Below are 18,018 nucleotides of genomic sequence, written 5' to 3' on the forward strand. Positions count from 1 at the left end.
GATATGAATGTCGCGCTGGGGGGAACGTTCGACCCGATTCACGACGGACACCGCGCGCTGTTCGAACGCGCATTCGAACTCGGGGACGTGACAGTTGGCCTCACCAGCGACGACCTCGCGCCGAAGACGCGCCACGACCAGCGCCACGTTCGGCCGTTCAGCGAACGGAAATCTGCACTCGCCGACGAACTCGCGACGCTCGCCGCCGACCAGGGCCGCGAATGGGCGGTCCGGGAACTCACCGAGCCGACCGGTATCGCCACGGAGCCGCAGTTCGACACGCTCGTCGTCTCGCCCGAGACGGAGACCGGCGGCCGCCGCATCAACGAGATCCGCGAGGAGCGGGGCCACGACCCGCTCGAAATCGAAGTCGTCCCGCACGTCCGCGCCGAGGACGGCGACATCATCTCTTCGACCCGGATCGTCGAGGGCGAAATCGACGAACACGGGAACCTCACGCCGAACCGCACCGGCCGTCAGAACATTTCGTAGCTACCAGCCCGGCGCTTCCAGCCCGGCCGTCTCCAGCAAGTCCTTCCAGCGCTGTTGAATCGTCAACCGGGAGACGCCAGTCGCCTCCGCGACAGCGGACTGGGACCGCTCCTCACCAGCGACCAGCGCGGCGACGTACACGCTGGCAGCCATTGTCGCCTGTTTCGAGCGGTCTTCGTCCGGAACTGTCGAGAGAAACAGGTCGACCGCGTGGGACCGCGCCTCCGTCCCGAGGTCGAGCCTATCCGACGCGGCTTCGATGTCGGAGAGCCACTCGTCGTGCTCGATTCGGTCGCTGGCGCGGTACATACGAGTTCGTTGTTCCCCATCCTACCTAAACCTTCGTCGCCCGCAAGCGAAGGGTTCTTGATGCCAACGCGGATACCGACTGGTGCGCGCGGGTTGCCGAGCCAGGCCAAAGGCGTAGCGCTTAGGACGCTATCCCGTAGGGGTCCGCCGGTTCGAATCCGGTCCCGCGCATTCTTGCTGCGAGCAAACCGCGAGCAGCAGAATCGCCAGCGGATTCGAACCACGGAACGAGCGAACGAAGAGAGCGACGTTCAGGCGGTTCGAATCCGGTCCCGCGCAGTCATACTACAAACTCAAGCGATAGCATCCACCGCCTCTACCGACTGATTCTCACACCGCAGGAATCACAACTGCCGCTTATGAGGAGTGTCCGCGTCGTTCCAAACGAGGGACTGACGATGTCGGTGTATGACCCACTCCGTGACCCGTCTGCTCGCCCCGCGGGATCGACTCGGTTTGAGTATGCGGTCGACGATGCGGACAATCCGACCGAGCTCACCGTCTTCAGCGATCAGGACGATGAGCTCCCCACCCACTGGATTTCGGTCGACATCGAGCACGCCGTCGCGCTCGACGAGATGCGGTGAGCGAGGAGTGGGCTCGCTCAGGGTCGTGTCTGTTTGTTTTTGACGACAGAAGGGACAGCGAACGCTCTGGAAGCGTTGTGTCCGAAGTAAGTTTGCGTGGGTGCAGTCCCAAGGGAATGCACCTGCACTCTGAGAGTGCGTGGGACCGGATTCGAACCGGAGCAAGAAATGCTCGCTCACAGCAGTTCGCTGTGCGTTCCTTGCAGGGTTCGAATCCGCTCTGTTCGATTAGCAGAGCGCTCACGATTTGTTCGCGCTCAAAGAAATGCGTGGGACCGGATTCGAACCGGCGGACCCCTACGGGACAGCGCCCTCAACGCTGCGCCGTTGGCCTGGCTTGGCTACCCACGCGCGCTCTTGCTGAGTGCATTCAATCGTTCCCGGTGGGATAATAAAAGCGCTTTCGTTTGGACCCGCCCCGGGAGGGTGTGTCACTCGCGCGAACCGGACGTTTGAAATATCACGAAACCGCTACGGGGGGCATGGCCAAATACTCGACCGGCAGTAGTGGCGATAGCGCCGGCGGGAGCTGTGAGCTCTGCGGTAGCGACGGCGGCGACCTCCAGACCGCGAACGTCGCTGGTGCGACCCTCCAGGTGTGTGACAGCTGTGCGCGTGACCACGGGGAAAACGAGCGAACGACGGGCAGTGACAGCTCGCGCGACGAGCAGAACCGGAAACGCAAAGCCGCGCAGAACGCGGCGAAGATGCAAGACGCACAGCAGGCCGATGCCTCCCACTGGGAGGACGGCGCTGATTACGACGACGACCAGCTCCCGTATCTGGTCAGCAAGTACGGCGAGCGCGTGACGGAGGCGCGTCAGGGCGAGGGCCTCCAGACAGGTGAGTTGGCCGAGGAGCTCGATCTTGACGAAGCGGACATCCTCGCTGTCGAGCAGGGGCGCGCGACGCAGGCGAACGTCGGTGGGTCGACGATCAAGGCGCTCGAACAGTACCTCGACATCGACCTCGTCGAGTCCAACTGACCCCGAATATTTTCGTGACTCCGCTGTAACGGTCGGTATGGATCTCTCCGCTGCACAGCGAGCCATCCGAGACACCGTTCGAGAGTTCGCGGTCGAGGACATCCGTCCGAAAGCCGCCGATGCCGACCGCGAGCAGTCCTTTCCCGAAGAGTGCTGGGACGGGCTCGCGGATATCGACATCACTGGGCTGACGACACCGGCCGAATACGGCGGCTTCGACGCCGACAAGCCGACGTACGCGCTGGTCAACGAGGAACTCGCGTACGGGTCGCTCGCGGTCGCGACGGCGCTGTCGGTCCACTGCCTCGCGACATCGTGTATCGCACAGTTCGGCTCCGAAGCCGTTCAGGACGACTGGCTCCCCGACATGGCCGACGGCCGCCCGGTCGGCGCGTTCGCGCTCTCGGAGCCACAGGCCGGGTCGAATCCGCGGGAGATGTCGACCACCGCCCGGCGCGACGGCGACGAGTACGTCATCGACGGCGAGAAGCAGTGGATTACCAACGGCAAGCGGTCGGGCGTCGTCATCGTCTTCGCGAAGACCGACCCCGACGACCCGGACTCGATAACGCAGTTTCTGGTGCCGAAAGACACCGACGGGCTCACCGTCGGCGAGAAAGAGGACAAACTCGGCCTCCGCGCGAGCGACACGACTCCGCTCCAGTTCGACGGCGTCCGCGTGCCCGAGCGCTACCAACTGACCGAGGAGGGCAAGGGACTGGCCGCGGCGCTGTCGATTCTGACGACCGGTCGGGTCGCCATCGCCGCGCAGGCCGTCGGACTCGCACAGTCCGCGCTCGACGAGGCCCTCGACTACGCGCAGGAGCGCGAGCAGTTCGACCAGCCGATCAGCGAGTTCCAGACGATTCAGCACAAGCTCGCGGACATGGCGACGAACGTGCAGGCGGCGCGGCTGTTGACGTGGGACGCCGCAAAGCAACTGGAACGCGGCGAGCGAGCGAGAGCGGCGGCGAGCATGGCGAAGTACTTCGCGAGCGAGACGGCGGTGGACGTAGCCAACGAGGCGATTCAGATCCACGGCGGCTACGGCTACACGACGGACTACCCCGTCGAGCGCTTCTACCGCGATGCGAAGGTGACGACCATCTATGAGGGGACCAGCGAAATCCAGCAGAACATTATCGCACAGGACTTGCTGGAGTAGGCTCGACGGGGCGAAGCGGTTTTGCGGGCGTCGGCCCTATCGCTTGGTGTGACACACGACGCCGTCATCTACGACCTCGACGGGACGCTCGTCAGGCTGGCCGTCGACTGGGCTACGGTGACCAGCGACGTCGCGACGGTCCTGCGGGAACGAAACGTCGACCCCGAGAACCGCGACCTCTGGGAGATGCTGACGCTGTCCTCGGAGACCGGCCACCGTGACGCCGTCGAGGCGGCGATCACCGACCACGAGCGGACCGGGGCGCACGAGTCGGAGCGACTGACCCTCGCCGACGGCCTCCCACACAGCGTCCCCGTCGGCGTGTGCTCGCTCAACGCCGAGGAGGCGTGTCGGGCCGCGCTGGATGTCCATGGCCTCGACAGTCACGTTGGGCCGGTCGTCGGCCGTGACACCGTCGAGTCACCGAAACCTGACCCGGAGGGTCTGCTGGCGATTGCCGAAGAAATCGGGGTCGACCCTGGCGCGGCCGTGTTCGTCGGCGATTCAGAGAGCGACGCGACGGCCGCCCGGCGGGCCGGGATGGCGTTCGAGTGGGCGAGCGAGTTCGATCAAGCCCGGTATCGCGCGTAGAGGTAGACGCAGACGGCCGTCAGGAACCAGATGAGCGCGCCGACGCGGACCGCGAACATCGCCCGCGCGGTCCAGGTCTGGAGCGTGACCGCGGTCGACGCGAGCACAACGAGTGGCGAGCCGACCAATATCGTCGTCACGAACGTGACCTGCATCACCCACCCGAAGTCCACGCCGTCCGGGTCCGTCTTCTCGACTGTTGGCACGACCTGTGGTACAGCTAGGTGCGGCAAGCACCTTGCGGTTTCCTGTGCGAACTGCGCAACCCGAACAGGTAAGGCGCAGGCGCGCCCCCGCTCGGATATGCCAACTGTCCGGGATCTGCAGGCGATGGCTGGTGAGGAGCCGATCACGATGCTGACAGCGTACGACGCCGTGACCGCGAGCATCGTTGACGACACCGGCGTGGACGTCATTCTCGTCGGCGACAGCATGGGGAACGCCGTCCTCGGCCACGACGACACGCTCCCGGTCACGCTCGACGAGATGGCCTCACGGGTCGGCGCGGTCGCACGCGGTGCGGACGACGCGCTGGTCGTCGCCGATATGCCGTTTCTCTCCTTCGGCACGGACGAGAGCGAGAGCATCCAGAACTGCGGGCGGATGCTGAAAGAAGAGGGCGCAAACGCGGTCAAGCTCGAATCAGGGCCACATACGGTCGAACTGACCGAGCGGCTGACGGAGCTGGGCATCCCGACGATGGCCCACCTCGGACTCACGCCACAGAGCGTGAACCAGACCGGCTACACCAGACAGGCGACCGGCCGCGAGGAGGCAGAGGAGATCCTCGACCTCGCGCGGGAACACGAGGCCGCCGGCGCGTTCGCGCTGGTGCTCGAACACATCCCGGCCAACCTCGCCGCCCAGGTCACCGAGGCCGTCGACATCCCGACTATCGGCATCGGAGCCGGCGGCGACTGTGACGGGCAAGTGCTCGTGTTCACCGATGTGGTCGGCCTCTCCGAGTCCAGCCCGCCTTTCGCCGAGCAGTTCGGCGACGTTCGCGGCGAAGTCGCCGACGCTGTCGACGAGTACATCGACGCCGTCGAATCCGGCGAGTTCCCGGCTGAGTCCCACAGCCACACCGAGGGCGAACTCGACGACCTATACTGACGCTTTTCACGCCTACTCAGCAGTCCGCTAGTCGGCCGAAGCCGTCTGATTCTCCATCCAGGCGTCGTAGGCGGACTGATTCTTGACGACGACGGTGGCGTTCATCTTGCTGTGGCCGGACCCGCACATCTCAGCGCAGTACAGCCGGTACTCGCCGGGTTCGGTCGCGTGCGTTCGGGCCGTTATCGTCCGGCTGGGGAAGACGTCCTGTTTGACGCCTAGTTGCGGGATGTAGATGGCGTGGATCACGTCCGTCGTCCGCAGCCTGAACGTGACGTTCCTGTCCGCTGGAAGGACCAGCCGTTCCTCCGTCGTGACGTTCGCTTCGGCGTAGGAGAACTCCCATCCCCACTGGTAGGCAAGCACGTCTATCTCCGTATCCTCCGCGAAGGCGTCGCCTCCGCCGGCGGATGCCTCGGCCGCTGCAGGCGTGATGTAGGGGTTAGCCATCACCACGAACGCCGAGATCCCGACAAAGACAAGTATTGCGCCCGTCGCGGCCGTCCAGGTCACCTCTAGCGCCGGGTCGTCGACCGTCGGTTGCGGGTCGTCGTTGTTCCGGAACCGGTAGATCACGTACACGAGCGTGAGTTCGACGAACAACGTCAACGGCAGAGCGACGTACAGGAGCTGTTCGTTGAGGTCGTCGATAGCCGCCCTGTTGACCGACTGCGCTGTGGCCGGGGCAGCAAGTAGCGAGAGCCCGACCACGACAAGGCCCGCCTGAATCACGCGTCGTCGGAGACGCATTGTCACACTGTACCAATCGCCGTGTCAAATAACTTGCCCAAGGTGATGACAGCTGACCGGTGACCCGTACTGGTGTCGGGTTCCCAGCGTAGTTTTATGAATGTGGGCGTGTCAATTATTGGTAACGTGTGGCATGACGAGACGAGCAATCGTTCCGGGACGGCACGTTACACACAGATGCTAAACAGGGCTATCGTTGAGGGAACTGCCCTGGCCGTGCTGGCGCTGTCGGTGCTTCTTCTGTGGCTCCGGGAGCGGCAGAAAGCACGACCGGAGAGCGACGGCGGCTACACGACCCGAGAGGAGATCGAATTCGAAATCGGTCGACTCCAGTCTGAAGTGTCCCGCTGGCTGACGACGACGGACCACCGGGACATCGGTCTGCTCTACATCGCTTTCGGCACCGCCGCCGGTCTGTGGGGTGGCGTCGACGCGATGATGCTCCGGACGGAACTGCTGACGCCGCCGGCGGACATCTGGACGCCGGAGACGTACAACGCGCTGTTTACAACGCACGGGCTGACGATGCTGATATTCTTCGTCCTGCCCGTGTTCTTCGGCATCGGGAACTACGTCCTGCCGCTCCTCATCGGAGCCGACGACATGGCGTTCCCGCGGGTCAACGCTATCGGGTTCTGGCTCCTGCCGCCGGCACTCATTATGGTCCGGATGGGACTCATGATCCAGGTCCTCGGCCAGGTTCTGAATCTGGTGCTCCCGGCGAACGCTATCCGGTTTTTCCTCACGATGCGCGAAGTGAGCATCGGCTGGACACTGTACGCACCACTGTCCGTGCAACAGCCCAATCCGCAGATAGACCTGCTGTTGCTCGGGTTGCACCTGAGCGGCATCGCCACGACGGTCGGTGCTATCAACTTCATCACCACAATCGTCTACGAACGTGGCGAGGGCGTCACCTGGGCGAACCTCGACATCTTCTCGTGGAACATGCTCGTCACGAGCGGGATTGCACTGTTCGCGTTCCCGCTGCTGGGGAGCGCGCTCGTGATGCTCCTGCTAGACCGGAACCTCGCGACGACGTTCTTTGCGACGGAAGGCGGTGGTGCTATCCTCTGGCAACACCTGTTCTGGTTCTGGGGCCACCCGGAGGTGTACATCCTCTTCCTCCCGGCGACGGGGCTGATGAGCCTTATCTTGCCGAAGTTCGTCGGCCGGAAACTCTTCGGCTACCAGTTCATCGTCTACTCGACGCTGGGGCTGGGCGTCCTCTCCTTCGGCGTCTGGGCGCATCATATGTTCACGACGAGCGCGGACCCGCGGGTCAAGCTGTCGTTCATGGCGGTTTCCATCGCTATCGCCGTTCCGAGCGCGATCAAGGTGTTCAACTGGATCACGACGATGTGGGAAGGGAACATCCGCCTGACTGCGCCGTTTATCCTCTGTGCTGGCGGGATAGGGACGTTCATCATCGGTGGCGTCACCGGCGTGTTCCTCGCAGTTATCCCGATCGACATCCTCTATCACGGCACCTACTACGTCGTCGGCCACTTCCATCTCATCGTCGTCGGCATCATCCCGTTCCTGATGATCGCCGCGAGCTACTACTGGTACCCGCTCATCACTGGTCGGTGGTACGACACGCGGATGGCGAGATTCCAGGCGCTGCTGATCGTCTTCGGCTCGTTCGTGACGTTCATGACGTTGCTGGTCATCGGCGGGCTTGGGCTGCCGCGACGACAGGCCATCTACCCACCGGAGTACCAGTTCGCCCAGCAAATCGCGACCGTGGGCGGCTACATCATCGGCCTGAGCGCCCTGCTGTGGCTGTACAACATGCTCGTCTCTTACTGGCGGGGGACGCCCGTGTCGACGACGGACCCGTGGGGCCTGAAGGCGACGAGCCAGTTCACCCGCGAGTGGCAGTGGTTCGAACAGCACATGATGAACAAGTACGATATGGAGCCGACCGAGCCCGAGACGACACGGCGCTCCTACGCCCCTGAAGCCGAGCCGACCGGACTGGCCGGCGGCGTCGGTACCGTCGCCGAGACCGTCTCACGAAACGCCTGGATGGCCGCGGCTGGCGGGTTTGTCGGCACAGTCCTGATGAGCGGCGGGCTCATCACAGCGATACTCATCGGCGTCCTCGACCCGGTTTCCTTCAGTGAAATCGCCGAACTGGTCGGGCTGCCCGCGAGCCCGGCTATCGGGGCCGTGCTCTTCCTCGTCGGTGGGACCGTCACCTGGCCGCTCCTGTTCCTTGCGTTCTCCGACTACCTCCCCGGTCGCTTGCTGTTCGAGACCGGCTGGTGTTCGCAACGCTGATATCCAGCGGGTTTGCTATCGCGTTCTACACCGGACAGAGCGGGCTCGCGTTTGTCGGGTACCTCACCTTCGTACTCGTCTCTCACTGGGCCTACGGCATCGGGCTAACCGTGACCTTCCAGTACCTCAAGTCGGACGAGACGCTTCGGACCCAGACCGACGGGGGCGGCTGACAGATGAGCGACGGCGCTGATTCGTTCGTCTTTCAGTATCTCGCGCCCTTCGTCGGCGTCTTGCTCATCGCGGTCGGTATCGCCGGAGCCGTGCCCGGCGGCTACGCGATTATCGAGCCGGACCTGGAGAACTGCGGGAACCCGACCATCGGTGTCGAATCACCCGAAGCAACGGCGGAGCGGTTCGGCGGGGACGAGCCGGGACCGCGGCTTCCGCAGTTGGCCTTCGACGACCTCTCCTCGGACGAACAGACGGCGTTCCTGACGGTCGTAGACGACCCGGTCGGTGAGGAGCAGGTCGTGGGTGACGTGCCCAACGCCGACGCCTTCCGCCGCGGGGCTCTCGTCACCTACGAGGGCGAGCAGTACTACGTGACCCTCGTCGCCGAGAACACCTGCTTTGCGGCCGCGCCGCTACAGTTCCCGCTGGGGGTGTTCGCCATCGCGCTCGGGTTCCTCGGCGTCCTGGCCCCGCCGCTGTACCGGCGGCTGGTGCGGTTGGAACAGCGGGCCGGCCGGTCAGAGTAGCGGTCCCTCGCTCGGTGTTCGCTCAGAGCGCAGCGCCGACGTACAGCACGACGACGAGGAACACCCACACGAGGTCGACGAAGTGCCAGTACAGCGACGTGGTCCGGATGGCGGTGTCGCGTTCGGGTGCGTAATGGCCCCGGAGCGCACGAGCGAAGGCGATAGCGAGCAGGAGCACGCCGAGGGCGACGTGGAGGCCGTGGAGGCCGGTCAGGCCGTAGAACGCGCTCCCGAACGCGCCGGAGCCGATGCTGAATCCATCGACGGCGACGAACTCGTAGTACTCGTACACCTGTCCGGCGAGGAAGACGACGCCGAGCGCGAGCGTCACCCCGAGCAGGCCCAGGAACCGCCGCCGGTTCCCGCCTTCGAGCGCCTCGTGCCCGTAGTGGAGCGTCACGCTGCTGGCGAGCAGTAGCACCGTATTGATGACCACCAGCGAGCCAAGCAACGGTGGGAGGTGGGCTGGCGGCCACGAGCCGGTCCGGATGAAGGCGTAGTAGACGAAGCCCGCCGAGAACGTCGCCACGTCTGAGACGAGAAACAGAATCATCGTCGTGGCGTACAGGTCGGAATCGCTGTCCCTGCGGTTCCGGACGTAATCGGCGATGAACGCCTCGTTGGCCCATCCGGCGAGTCCGGCCAGCAAGCCAACCGCACCAGCGCCGCCGAGTACAACTGGGACCACGGACGGGACCAGGTCGAGCCCGACAAACACCAATCCGACGCCCAGGTACAGCGACGCAGCACCGATTGCAGCTATTAGGGGCCACCGACTCCGGTGTTCGTGGCCATCGTCGGTGGCGTGTTCAGTTGCTGTCTCCGTCGAGCCAGCCATGTGAACGCGTAGCAGTGGGTCCGGTAAAACGGTACCCCCGCGATCTGTGTGTCGGTTGCGGGACCCACCCGAATCTTTATCAGACCGTCAACCGACAGCGAGAATGTGGTTTACGAGACGGGCAACCAAACGGTAGACGACGCTGTCGCACGCGTGCTGGACGGCGAACGCCTCGACCGACGGGACGGACTGGCTCTCATCGCACAGCCGGTCGACGACCTGGCGGCCGGGGCCGACTACGTGCGCACGCAACTGGGTGACGACACCGTCGACGCGTGTTCGATCGTAAACGCCAAAGCCGGGAACTGCGCGGAGGACTGTGGCTTCTGTGCCCAGTCAGTCCACTTCGACACCGGCATCGACAACTACGGCTTTCTCGGCCCCGAGAAGATACTGGAGGCCGCAAAGCGCGCCGAACGCGACGGTGCACAGCGGTTCGGTATCGTCGTCGCCGAGAAGGGCGTCTCGAAGGAGAACCGCCCCGAGGAGTGGGAGGAAGTCCTCGAAGCCATCCGCCTCGTCCGCGACGAGACGGACGTGGAGGTCGACGCGAGCCTCGGCATTCTGACCGAGGAGGAGGCCGCGATTCTGGCTGATGAAGGACTCAACCACTACAATCACAATATCGAGACCTCTCCCCGGTATTTCCCGGAGGTCGTCCAGACCCACACCTTCGAGAAGCGGGTCGAGACGCTCCGGGTCGCCAAGGACGCCGGTATGGACCTCTGTGCCGGTGTCATCCTGGGGATGGGCGAGTCCCCGACCGATAGAGTCGACGCGGCGATGGCCCTGCAGGACATCGGCATCTCCTCGCTCCCGGTCAACATCCTGAATCCGGTCGCTGGGACCCCCATGGCCGAACAGGGGCTGCCCGATATCACGACCGAGGAGGTCGTCAAGACCATCGCGGTGTACCGCCTGCTCCACCCCGAGTCCCGGGTGCGCCTCACCGGCGGACGCGAGGTCAATCTCGACACAGATGGACAGGTGGCCGCGCTGGAGGCCGGTGCTGACGGCATCCTCACTGGTGATTATCTCACTACCGAGGGACAGACGGCGGCCGACGACCTCGAAATCATGGCGGAGGCTGGGCTTGAACCAAACACCGAAGCAAACGAGTTCGACCCCGAGGCGGTCAAAGAACGCGCGGCCGACGAGACGGAAACCGAGACGGCGGCAGGGACAGCACAGACCAAATCAGAGCTCAAATCCGACGACTGACAATGGACGACATACACTTTGCAGTGCTTGGAACCGGTGGTATCGGACGGCGGACGCTCGAAGTCTCACAGCACAAGGACGGCCTCACCGCCGTCGCGGCCTGTGACCGCAACGGCGTGGCTCTCGACCACGATGGCCTCGACGTAGACGAACTGCTGGCGGCGACGGAAGGCAATATCGCGAGTGGGCCGGCGGAACACGCATCCGACTCGACCCCCGCGGCACCCACGGACGACTACGCCTCGGACGGCGGGGCGGCCGCAGTCGAGGGTGGCGGCGTCAAACAACATGGCGATCAGTCCGGTATCGTCGCCAGCGAACAGGGCGAACCCACGGAGACACCTATCGACGACATCATCGCCGAGAGCGACGCTATCGACGCCGTGCTGTTGGCGCTCCCGAACCTCGAACACGACTTCATCCCGCGCGTGGCTGAGCGCTTCGCCGAGGCCGACTACGAGGGCGTCATGATCGACGTGCTCAAACGCTCCCGAGTCATCGGCATGCTCGACGACCGCGAGGACCTGCTGAAAGAGTCCGGCATCACGTTCGTCTGCGGGGCCGGCGCGACCCCCGGCTTCCTCACCGGCGCGGCGGCACTCGCCGCCCAGTCCTTCGTCGAAGTCGAGGAGGTCGAGATCTGGTGGGGCGTCGGCCTCAAGTCCGGCTACGAGGACAACCGGGGGACGGTCCGGGAAGACATCGCCCATCTCGACGGCTACGACATCGAGACGGCCAGGGAGATGAGCGAAGCCGAAATCGAGGCACTCATCGACGAGCACGACGGCGTGCTGGAGTTCCACGACATGGAACACGCCGACGACGTGCTGCTGGAGCGGGCCGGCATCTGTGACGCCGAGGACGTCCACGTCGGCGGCGTCCTCGACGTTCGCTCCGACGAGAAACCGACCACCACGACGGTCAGCGTGACTGGCACGACATTCGACGGGGAGACGGGGACGAACACCTTCGAACTGGACGACGTGACCAGCATGGAGGCCAACGTCAACGGCCCGGCGCTTGGCTACCTGAAAGCCGGCGTCCGGAACAACCGCGCCGGGCACTACGGCGTGTTCGGCCCCGCCGATCTGATGCCCGGCTTCTGAGACCGTCTGATTCCCCTTTTCATGACACACGGCTTCGATTTGAACGACCGACTCGAACAGCGTGACGCACAGAACCTCCGCCGGCATCTGGAAGTCGCCGAATCCGTCTCGGCTCGGACCCGCTTTGCCGACGACCCGAAAGGCGAACCACCGGAGTTCGGCGACGAAGCCGTCGTCTTCGCCTCGAACAACTACCTCGGGCTGGCCGACGACAGCCGGGTCCAGCGAGCGGCGGAACTGGGCGCACGGACCGTCGGCACCGGCGCGGGGGCTTCGCGGCTGGTCACCGGCGACACGCAGGTCCACCGGGCGCTGGAACGCGACCTCGCAGCCTCGAAAGGGGCCGAGCGAGCGTTGGTGTTCTCGTCAGGCTACGCGGCCAACATCGGGACTATCGACGCGCTGTCACCAGACATTGTCTTTTCAGACGAGCTGAACCACGCCTCGATTATCGACGGCTGTCGCGTCGGAGCCAGCGAGACAGTCGTCTACGACCACTGTGACCCGGACGACTTGCGAGCAAAGATGGACACGCGAGCGGCCGATGTCGGCGGAGACGAACAGTGGCTCGTCGTCACAGACTCCGTGTTCTCGATGGACGGAGACATCGCGCCGCTATCGGCCATCTGTGACGCCGTCGACGAGTACGGCGCGTGGTTGATGATCGACGAGGCGCACGCGACCGGGCTGTTCGGCGACACCGGCGGCGGTGTCGTCCAGCGCGAGGGGCTGAGCGACCGCGTCGATGTGCAGTTGGGTACGCTCTCGAAGGCATTGGCGAGCCAGGGCGGCTATATCGCTGGCGACGAGGTGCTTATCGAGTATCTGCTGAACGCCGCGCGGTCGTTCGTCTTCTCGACGGGGCTATCCCCACCGAACGCCGCGGCGGCCCGCGAAGCGCTGCGAATCGCTCGCGAGACCGACCGCGCGGCGGAACTCTGGGACACTGTGGCCACGCTCCGGGACGGACTGGAGACGATGGGCTACGAGGTGCTCGGCGAGACGCATATCCTCCCAGTCGTCGTCGGTGACCGCGGGGACGCGCTGGAACTGGCCGACAGACTCCGCGACCACGGTATCGTCGCGCCTGCGATCCGACCGCCGACAGTGCCCGAGGGCACCTCTCGTATCCGGGTCGCGCCGATGGCGACACACACCGCCGACGACATCGCGCAGTGTCTCGACGCCTTCCGAACCGCCGGTACAGAGGTGGGCGTGCTATGAGCGATACGAGCGAGGATTCGGGCCTTGACCGCGGGACTGGCCGCATCGCGGAGGACGGCGTGTTTGTCGTCGGCACCGACACCGGCGTCGGCAAGACGGTCGTGACTGCCGGGCTGACGGGCTGGCTACGGGACGCGGGTACGGAGGCAGTCGCCGTCAAGCCCTGCCAGACCGGATATCCGCCGGACGACGACGCGGCGTTCGTCGAGTCCGTCTGCGGTGCGACCGAGGCCGCGGTCTGTCTGAAGCGGTTGTCGCCACCGCTGGCACCGGAAGTGGCCGCAAGAGAAGCAGATGACGATGTCACGCTTTCTTACGAGTCGATCCGCGACGGAGTCGCCGATGTCGTGGCAGGAAGCGAGACGGCTGTCGTCGAGGGTATCGGTGGCCTGCGCGTCCCACTCGCGGACGGTCGGGAGATCATCGACCTCGTTTCGGATATCGGGCTTCCCGCGCTGGTCGTCGCCCGCTCGGGCCTCGGGACGCTCAATCACACGGCGTTGACGGTCCGAGCGCTCCGCCAGAGAGATGTGCCAGTCGTCGGTGTCGTTCTCAACGAGTACGAAGGCGCGACGACCGCAGAGCGGACGAATCCGTCGGTCATCGAACGGATGACCGGGTGCTCCGTCTGGCCCGTTCCGCCGCTGGACGTCGAGTCGTCAGACAGCGTGATTTCGGGGATCAGCACAGATCTCCCGCGGTCGGTGGTACGGCCAGCTATCGACCAGTAGCTGTCCATACGTGGCCGAGCAAAGGGGATAGAACGGGGGCAAAACCCCGTCGTGTGACACTACGGAGCCGGTAAGGCTCCATCTGATACTTGACTACCAACCACTAAAATAGTAAGGCACGTTTCATGTGGAGGTTTCGCCCTAGCGCGGGGCCATGTTCCGTTAGGAACGGACTAACGCCCAGCCGAAACGACGGTACTACAGATCGATTGACAGCAGCGCCTCGATATCGACACCGTCGTCCAGTAGCGACTGCATACGGTCGACTGTTGCCTCGTTGCGTGTCTGGCCGGTCCGGAGCACCTCCTCGACCCTGTCTATCGTCGTCCGCGTGTCCGATTGGACTGACAGCACTGGGACGTTTTTCTCGGCCGCCTGTCCGATGACCGCACTGGGGGGCTGGAACCCACCCGTGAGGAGTAGCGCCTTGATACCGGACGCTTCGAGAGCAGCGGTCTGGACCTCCGAGCGGTCGCCGCCGGTGACGACGACGGCATCGCGCGTCCGCCGGAAGCGTTCGAGTGCGCTGCTCCCGCTCATCGCGCCGACGCTGAACCGCTCGACGTGGACGTCGGTGTTGGCATCGCCAGTGAGGATGTCCGCGCCGAGGTTCCGGGCGAGGTCGGCAACGGTGACGCCGGCGAGCGAGCGGTCACGCGGCAGAATGCCGTGGACTGGAATCCCCTCGCCTTCGAGGAACGGAACCACGTCGTCGGCGAGTTCGTCCACCGTCGCGTCGGTGACGCCGTTGAACAGGACGCCGTCGAGTCGATCACCGATCGCCCGGGCCGCGGACAAAATCTCGTCCGTATCACTGGGCGTATCGTAGCCGGTGACTAACAGCACGCGGGCGTCGAGCAGTTCCGCGATATCGATGTCTGTGAGGTCGACGATACTGCCGGTCGTCAGGTCGCTACTCCCCTCGACGAGGAGCAGGTCGGTCCCGTCAGAACACGTCTCGATGCCCTCTTGCAGTCGCTTGCGGAGGTCATCCGGGTCCTCACGCCCGCGGATGGCTTCCTGGATGAACGTCGGCGAGTAGACGATGGGTTCCATGTCGTGGAGGTCGGTCTCCAGATCGAGCAGTTCGCGGGCGAGCATCGGGTCCTCGTCTCGCGTCTTGCCGACCGCGCTCCGCAGGCGCGTCCCCTTGGGCTTCATGTAGCCGACGTCGTAGCCCGCGTCGTGGGCACGCGTCGCTAGCGCGAGCGTGATAGCCGTCTTGCCGATACCTTCCTCCAGTGACGTGACGAGTAGCGTGTTCGTGTCGGTCATAGTTTCTCCTGGTCGAGGGTGAGTCGCAGGTCGACCGCCTGCACCCCGTCGGGCGTCGCGACGAGGGGGTTGATGTCCAGTTCGACGATAGCGGGGAAGTCAGTGACGAGCTGCGAGAGCCGCTGGATGGTTTCGACCAGCGTCGCTTCGTCGACGGGGTCGCGGCCTCTCGCACCGCGCAACAGCGGTGCGGAGTCGATGTCGTCGAGCATCCCTTTCGCCTCGGTCTCGCTGACGGGGGCGACACTGACAGTGTTGTCTTCGAGCACCTCGACGAAAATCCCGCCGAGGCCGAACAACAGCAGCGGCCCGAACTGCGGGTCGCGGTTCATCCCGAGGATCGTCTCGACGCCGTTGTCGAGGTCGACCATCTCCTGTACCTGAACGCCGAGAATTGTCGCATCCTCCTGATAGTTGCGCGCTCTGACGACGAGGTCCTCGTAGGTGTCCCGGACGTCTTCGACGGGGACACCGACCTCGACACCGCCGATGTCTGACTTGTGCAGGATGTCCGGGCTGACGATTTTCATCACCACGTCGTCGCCGATTTCCTCGGCGATAGCCTCCGCTTCGACGGGCGAGGAGACGACATCGCCCTGCGGTGTCGGAATCCCGTACGCGTCGAGCAGTTCCATCGCTTCCACGCCGAGCCGGTTCGACCCGCGCCGGGCACCGGATTCGAGTATCTCGCGGGCCCGCTCGCGGTCCACGTCGAACGTCGTCGGCTCCTCGTACTCGGTCGTCCTGATCTCCCGATAGCGTCTGAGAGCGTCCAGACTCCCGACGGCGCGGGCCGGATCGAAGTAGTTCGGCACGCCGGCTTCGCTCAGGACGTTCGCACCGGCGTCGACGGACTTCCCACCCATCAGCGTCGCCGCGACGGGTTTTTTGAACCGCTCTTGCTGTTCGACGACGCGTTCCGAGAGTTCCTCGAAGGAAAGCACTGCGGTCGGACAGGCGACGACGACGGCCATCGAAACGTTGTCGTCCGCAAGGACTGTTTCGAGGGCTGTCTCGAAGCGCTCGGCGGGAGCATCGCCGATAATGTCGACCGGGTTGTAGATGTTGGCCTCATCAGGCATCTCTTCGCGGAGTCGGGAGAACGTCTCGTCGCCGAACTGCGCGAGTTGCAGGTCCGAGTCGCCGACGGCGTCGGTCGTCATCACGCCGGGGCCGCCGGCGTTCGTGACGATAGCGATTTCGTCTCCGTCCGGGAGCGGCTGGCCGGCGAGAATCTGGGCGTAGTCGAACAGTTCCTGTACGGATTCGACGCGGAGCGTTCCGGCCTTGTCGAGGCCGGCCTCGTAGGCCCGCTCCGACCCGGCCATCGCACCGGTGTGGGAGGCCGCCGCGCTCGCACCCGCGTCCGTGCGGCCGGACTTGACCAGAACAATCGGCGTGTCCTGTGTCACTTCACGGGCTGTCTGTACGAACGACGACCCGTCGTTGATGTCCTCCAGATAGCCCAGAATGACGTCGGTATCGGGGTCGTCGCCCCACTCGGCGACGAAATCGCTCTCGTCTAGCACCGCTTTGTTCCCGAGTGAGACGATGTCTTTGAAGCCGACATCGCGCTCGGCGGCCCAGTCCAGCACGGCGGTGATGAACGCGCCCGACTGGCTCATAAAGGAGATGTCGCCATCGCTGGCCATCTCATTGCCGAAGGTGGCATTGAGCCCAACAGGGGTCGACATTACGCCGAGGCTGTTCGGGCCGACCAGATTCAGGTCGTATTTGCGGGCCGCCTCGCGGAGCCGCTGCTCGCGTTCGGCCCCATCACTGCCGGTCTCACCGAAGCCAGCGGTGATGACGACCACGTTTTCGATACCCGCTTCCCCGGCGTTCTCGATAACGTCGACCGCCACCGTCGGCGGCACGACGACGACAGCCACGTCGACCGACCCGGGGTCTTCCAGGCCGGCGAGGTTGTCGTAACACGGCAATCCAAGCACTGTCTCTTTGTTCGGGTTTACGGCCACGACCTCCCCTGCAAACGAATCGAGCAGGTTCGTGGTGACCGCGTGACCGACGGACCCCTCCGAATCGGTCGCCCCGACCACTGCGACACGTTCCGGCGCAAACAACGTCGATAATCGTCCCATGCCTCTACCTGGTGGTTACAGGGGGGCCCGAATATAGGTGTGGGGAACTCCCAGCGAGCGGGAATCTAGACGATTCATTACCGCGATTTCGGTGTGACGGTGTTTTTGTTCGTCACCCCCGTAGCGGCGTCCGATGACTGACGCAGCGCTCTTAGCACCGTTCGACGACGAAGTGGTCCGTGGAGTCGCAAGAGCAAACAGCGTCGACGAGGAACAGTTGCGAACCGCGCTCGCTGACCACCAGCAAACGATGCGTGACAATCCCGGTGTCGAGGACCTCGTTTACGAGTGGCGAAAGCGATTCGACGACGCAGTGCTACGTCGCACGCCCGAGACGTTCTTTATGGCGGTCAGAGAAACTGTCTGGGAAGAGTACGGCGCACATCTCGGTCTGGACGACTACCTCCTCGCCGCAGTCGTCGCGGTCCATCAGGAGCAAGTCCTCCGTGAAACAGCGGTCGACAGCAGCGGTATCGACGAGGACGCCGTTGCACTCGTCGTTTCCCGGCCGTTGTCGGAGTAGTCCTATCCCTTTTGTTTC

The 18,018-nt window shown here is 64.5% G+C and carries 18 protein-coding genes, 2 tRNA genes and 1 pseudogene; 14 read left to right on the top strand and 7 right to left on the bottom strand.

Annotated features, from left to right (window positions below):
* The first annotated feature begins 3 nt into the window (after positions 1-3).
* Positions 4-492 carry a phosphopantetheine adenylyltransferase gene (locus tag GJ630_RS05415; protein WP_014040340.1) on the top strand — a complete coding sequence of 163 codons (489 nt, stop codon included), beginning with the start codon at positions 4-6 and terminating at the stop codon, positions 490-492.
* On the opposite strand, the gene GJ630_RS05420 is transcribed toward GJ630_RS05415, so the two are convergent.
* Complete coding sequence (locus tag GJ630_RS05420) at positions 493-801, bottom strand: cyclin (protein ID WP_014040341.1); 309 nt, start codon at positions 799-801, stop codon at positions 493-495.
* Positions 802-887: 86 nt separating this feature from the next.
* On the opposite strand from GJ630_RS05420, the gene GJ630_RS05425 reads away from it, so the two are divergent.
* Together GJ630_RS05425 and GJ630_RS05430 are read left to right on the top strand one after the other, a co-directional pair.
* Positions 888-972, top strand: a tRNA-Leu gene (locus tag GJ630_RS05425).
* A gap of 188 nt (positions 973-1,160) precedes the next feature.
* On the top strand, positions 1,161-1,388 hold the full coding sequence (locus tag GJ630_RS05430; RefSeq protein ID WP_014040342.1) for a hypothetical protein: 228 nt from the start codon (positions 1,161-1,163) through the stop codon (positions 1,386-1,388).
* Positions 1,389-1,654: 266 nt separating this feature from the next.
* Here GJ630_RS05430 and GJ630_RS05435 read toward each other — a convergent pair.
* A tRNA-Leu gene (locus tag GJ630_RS05435) sits at positions 1,655-1,739 on the bottom strand.
* A 131-nt stretch (positions 1,740-1,870) separates the two neighbouring features.
* Here GJ630_RS05435 and GJ630_RS05440 point away from each other — a divergent pair.
* The 3 genes from GJ630_RS05440 to GJ630_RS05450 are packed head-to-tail and all read left to right on the top strand — an operon-like array spanning position 1,871 to position 4,130.
* On the top strand, positions 1,871-2,374 hold the full coding sequence (locus tag GJ630_RS05440) for a multiprotein-bridging factor 1 family protein (protein ID WP_014040343.1): 504 nt from the start codon (positions 1,871-1,873) through the stop codon (positions 2,372-2,374).
* A gap of 37 nt (positions 2,375-2,411) precedes the next feature.
* Positions 2,412-3,539: an acyl-CoA dehydrogenase family protein gene (locus GJ630_RS05445; protein ID WP_191449518.1), complete on the top strand. Its 1,128-nt coding sequence runs from the start codon at positions 2,412-2,414 to the stop codon at positions 3,537-3,539.
* Between the two features lie 48 nt (positions 3,540-3,587).
* Positions 3,588-4,130 (top strand): HAD family hydrolase, encoded by a 543-nt coding sequence (locus GJ630_RS05450; RefSeq protein ID WP_050038057.1) that lies wholly within the window; start codon positions 3,588-3,590, stop codon positions 4,128-4,130.
* On the opposite strand, the gene GJ630_RS05455 is transcribed toward GJ630_RS05450, so the two are convergent.
* Complete coding sequence (locus tag GJ630_RS05455) at positions 4,109-4,336, bottom strand: DUF5822 domain-containing protein (protein ID WP_005534398.1); 228 nt, start codon at positions 4,334-4,336, stop codon at positions 4,109-4,111. The genes GJ630_RS05450 and GJ630_RS05455 overlap by 22 nt on opposite strands.
* Positions 4,337-4,433: 97 nt before the next feature.
* On the opposite strand from GJ630_RS05455, the gene panB reads away from it, so the two are divergent.
* On the top strand, positions 4,434-5,243 hold the full coding sequence (panB, locus tag GJ630_RS05460) for a 3-methyl-2-oxobutanoate hydroxymethyltransferase (protein WP_014040346.1): 810 nt from the start codon (positions 4,434-4,436) through the stop codon (positions 5,241-5,243).
* Positions 5,244-5,270: 27 nt separating this feature from the next.
* On the opposite strand, the gene coxB is transcribed toward panB, so the two are convergent.
* Positions 5,271-5,993, bottom strand: coding sequence for a cytochrome c oxidase subunit II (gene coxB, locus GJ630_RS05465; protein ID WP_014040347.1), 723 nt, complete (start codon positions 5,991-5,993; stop codon positions 5,271-5,273).
* A 177-nt stretch (positions 5,994-6,170) separates the two neighbouring features.
* Between coxB and GJ630_RS05470 the strand changes: the two are divergent.
* Positions 6,171-8,452: pseudogene (locus GJ630_RS05470) on the top strand (DUF6789 family protein).
* 3 nt (positions 8,453-8,455) lie between these two features.
* A complete protein-coding gene (locus GJ630_RS05475; RefSeq protein ID WP_191449520.1) occupies positions 8,456-8,980 on the top strand; it encodes a hypothetical protein in 525 nt (174 codons plus the stop codon).
* Between the two features lie 22 nt (positions 8,981-9,002).
* Here the strand turns inward: GJ630_RS05475 and GJ630_RS05480 are convergent, their stop codons facing one another.
* On the bottom strand, positions 9,003-9,818 hold the full coding sequence (locus GJ630_RS05480) for a heme-copper oxidase subunit III (protein WP_050038061.1): 816 nt from the start codon (positions 9,816-9,818) through the stop codon (positions 9,003-9,005).
* A gap of 105 nt (positions 9,819-9,923) precedes the next feature.
* Here GJ630_RS05480 and bioB point away from each other — a divergent pair, with 105 nt between their 5' ends.
* The 4 genes from bioB to bioD are packed head-to-tail and all read left to right on the top strand — an operon-like array spanning position 9,924 to position 14,100.
* Positions 9,924-11,039, top strand: a complete 1,116-nt coding sequence (gene bioB / locus GJ630_RS05485) for a biotin synthase BioB (protein ID WP_371727030.1) — start codon at positions 9,924-9,926, stop codon at positions 11,037-11,039.
* A 2-nt stretch (positions 11,040-11,041) separates the two neighbouring features.
* Positions 11,042-12,145, top strand: coding sequence for a hypothetical protein (locus GJ630_RS05490; RefSeq protein WP_064288057.1), 1,104 nt, complete (start codon positions 11,042-11,044; stop codon positions 12,143-12,145).
* A gap of 21 nt (positions 12,146-12,166) precedes the next feature.
* Positions 12,167-13,369, top strand: coding sequence for an 8-amino-7-oxononanoate synthase (locus tag GJ630_RS05495; protein WP_014040353.1), 1,203 nt, complete (start codon positions 12,167-12,169; stop codon positions 13,367-13,369).
* On the top strand, positions 13,366-14,100 hold the full coding sequence (gene bioD, locus GJ630_RS05500) for a dethiobiotin synthase (RefSeq protein ID WP_014040354.1): 735 nt from the start codon (positions 13,366-13,368) through the stop codon (positions 14,098-14,100). Before GJ630_RS05495 ends, bioD begins: the two co-directional genes overlap by 4 nt.
* A gap of 198 nt (positions 14,101-14,298) precedes the next feature.
* Here the strand turns inward: bioD and GJ630_RS05505 are convergent, their stop codons facing one another.
* The gene (locus GJ630_RS05505; RefSeq protein WP_014040355.1) at positions 14,299-15,375 is read right to left on the bottom strand and encodes a phosphotransacetylase family protein; all 1,077 of its coding nucleotides are present in this window, start codon (positions 15,373-15,375) and stop codon (positions 14,299-14,301) included.
* Positions 15,372-17,477 carry an acetate--CoA ligase alpha subunit gene (gene acs, locus GJ630_RS05510; protein ID WP_191449521.1) on the bottom strand — a complete coding sequence of 702 codons (2,106 nt, stop codon included), beginning with the start codon at positions 17,475-17,477 and terminating at the stop codon, positions 15,372-15,374. The genes GJ630_RS05505 and acs overlap by 4 nt, the downstream gene beginning before the upstream one ends.
* Before the next feature lie 133 nt (positions 17,478-17,610).
* Between acs and GJ630_RS05515 the strand changes: the two genes are divergently transcribed.
* Positions 17,611-18,000, top strand: coding sequence for a hypothetical protein (locus GJ630_RS05515; RefSeq protein ID WP_014040357.1), 390 nt, complete (start codon positions 17,611-17,613; stop codon positions 17,998-18,000).
* Positions 18,001-18,018: the final 18 nt, after the last annotated feature.

Source organism: Haloarcula sp. CBA1122, assembly GCF_009741785.1.
Classification (GTDB): Archaea; Halobacteriota; Halobacteria; order Halobacteriales; family Haloarculaceae; genus Haloarcula; species Haloarcula hispanica.

What these genes read in the sequence shown, in the direction of transcription:
- GJ630_RS05415 (WP_014040340.1), top strand. Translation starts at nt 4, where the DNA reads ATGAATGTCGCGCTGGGGGGAACGTTCGACCCGATTCACGACGGACAC.
- GJ630_RS05420 (WP_014040341.1), bottom strand. Translation starts at nt 801, where the DNA reads ATGTACCGCGCCAGCGACCGAATCGAGCACGACGAGTGGCTCTCCGAC.
- GJ630_RS05430 (WP_014040342.1), top strand. Translation starts at nt 1,161, where the DNA reads ATGAGGAGTGTCCGCGTCGTTCCAAACGAGGGACTGACGATGTCGGTG.
- GJ630_RS05440 (WP_014040343.1), top strand. Translation starts at nt 1,871, where the DNA reads ATGGCCAAATACTCGACCGGCAGTAGTGGCGATAGCGCCGGCGGGAGC.
- GJ630_RS05445 (WP_191449518.1), top strand. Translation starts at nt 2,412, where the DNA reads ATGGATCTCTCCGCTGCACAGCGAGCCATCCGAGACACCGTTCGAGAG.
- panB (WP_014040346.1), top strand. Translation starts at nt 4,434, where the DNA reads ATGCCAACTGTCCGGGATCTGCAGGCGATGGCTGGTGAGGAGCCGATC.
- coxB (WP_014040347.1), bottom strand. Translation starts at nt 5,993, where the DNA reads ATGCGTCTCCGACGACGCGTGATTCAGGCGGGCCTTGTCGTGGTCGGG.
- GJ630_RS05475 (WP_191449520.1), top strand. Translation starts at nt 8,456, where the DNA reads ATGAGCGACGGCGCTGATTCGTTCGTCTTTCAGTATCTCGCGCCCTTC.
- GJ630_RS05480 (WP_050038061.1), bottom strand. Translation starts at nt 9,818, where the DNA reads ATGGCTGGCTCGACGGAGACAGCAACTGAACACGCCACCGACGATGGC.
- GJ630_RS05490 (WP_064288057.1), top strand. Translation starts at nt 11,042, where the DNA reads ATGGACGACATACACTTTGCAGTGCTTGGAACCGGTGGTATCGGACGG.
- GJ630_RS05495 (WP_014040353.1), top strand. Translation starts at nt 12,167, where the DNA reads ATGACACACGGCTTCGATTTGAACGACCGACTCGAACAGCGTGACGCA.
- bioD (WP_014040354.1), top strand. Translation starts at nt 13,366, where the DNA reads ATGAGCGATACGAGCGAGGATTCGGGCCTTGACCGCGGGACTGGCCGC.
- GJ630_RS05505 (WP_014040355.1), bottom strand. Translation starts at nt 15,375, where the DNA reads ATGACCGACACGAACACGCTACTCGTCACGTCACTGGAGGAAGGTATC.
- acs (WP_191449521.1), bottom strand. Translation starts at nt 17,477, where the DNA reads ATGGGACGATTATCGACGTTGTTTGCGCCGGAACGTGTCGCAGTGGTC.
- GJ630_RS05515 (WP_014040357.1), top strand. Translation starts at nt 17,611, where the DNA reads ATGACTGACGCAGCGCTCTTAGCACCGTTCGACGACGAAGTGGTCCGT.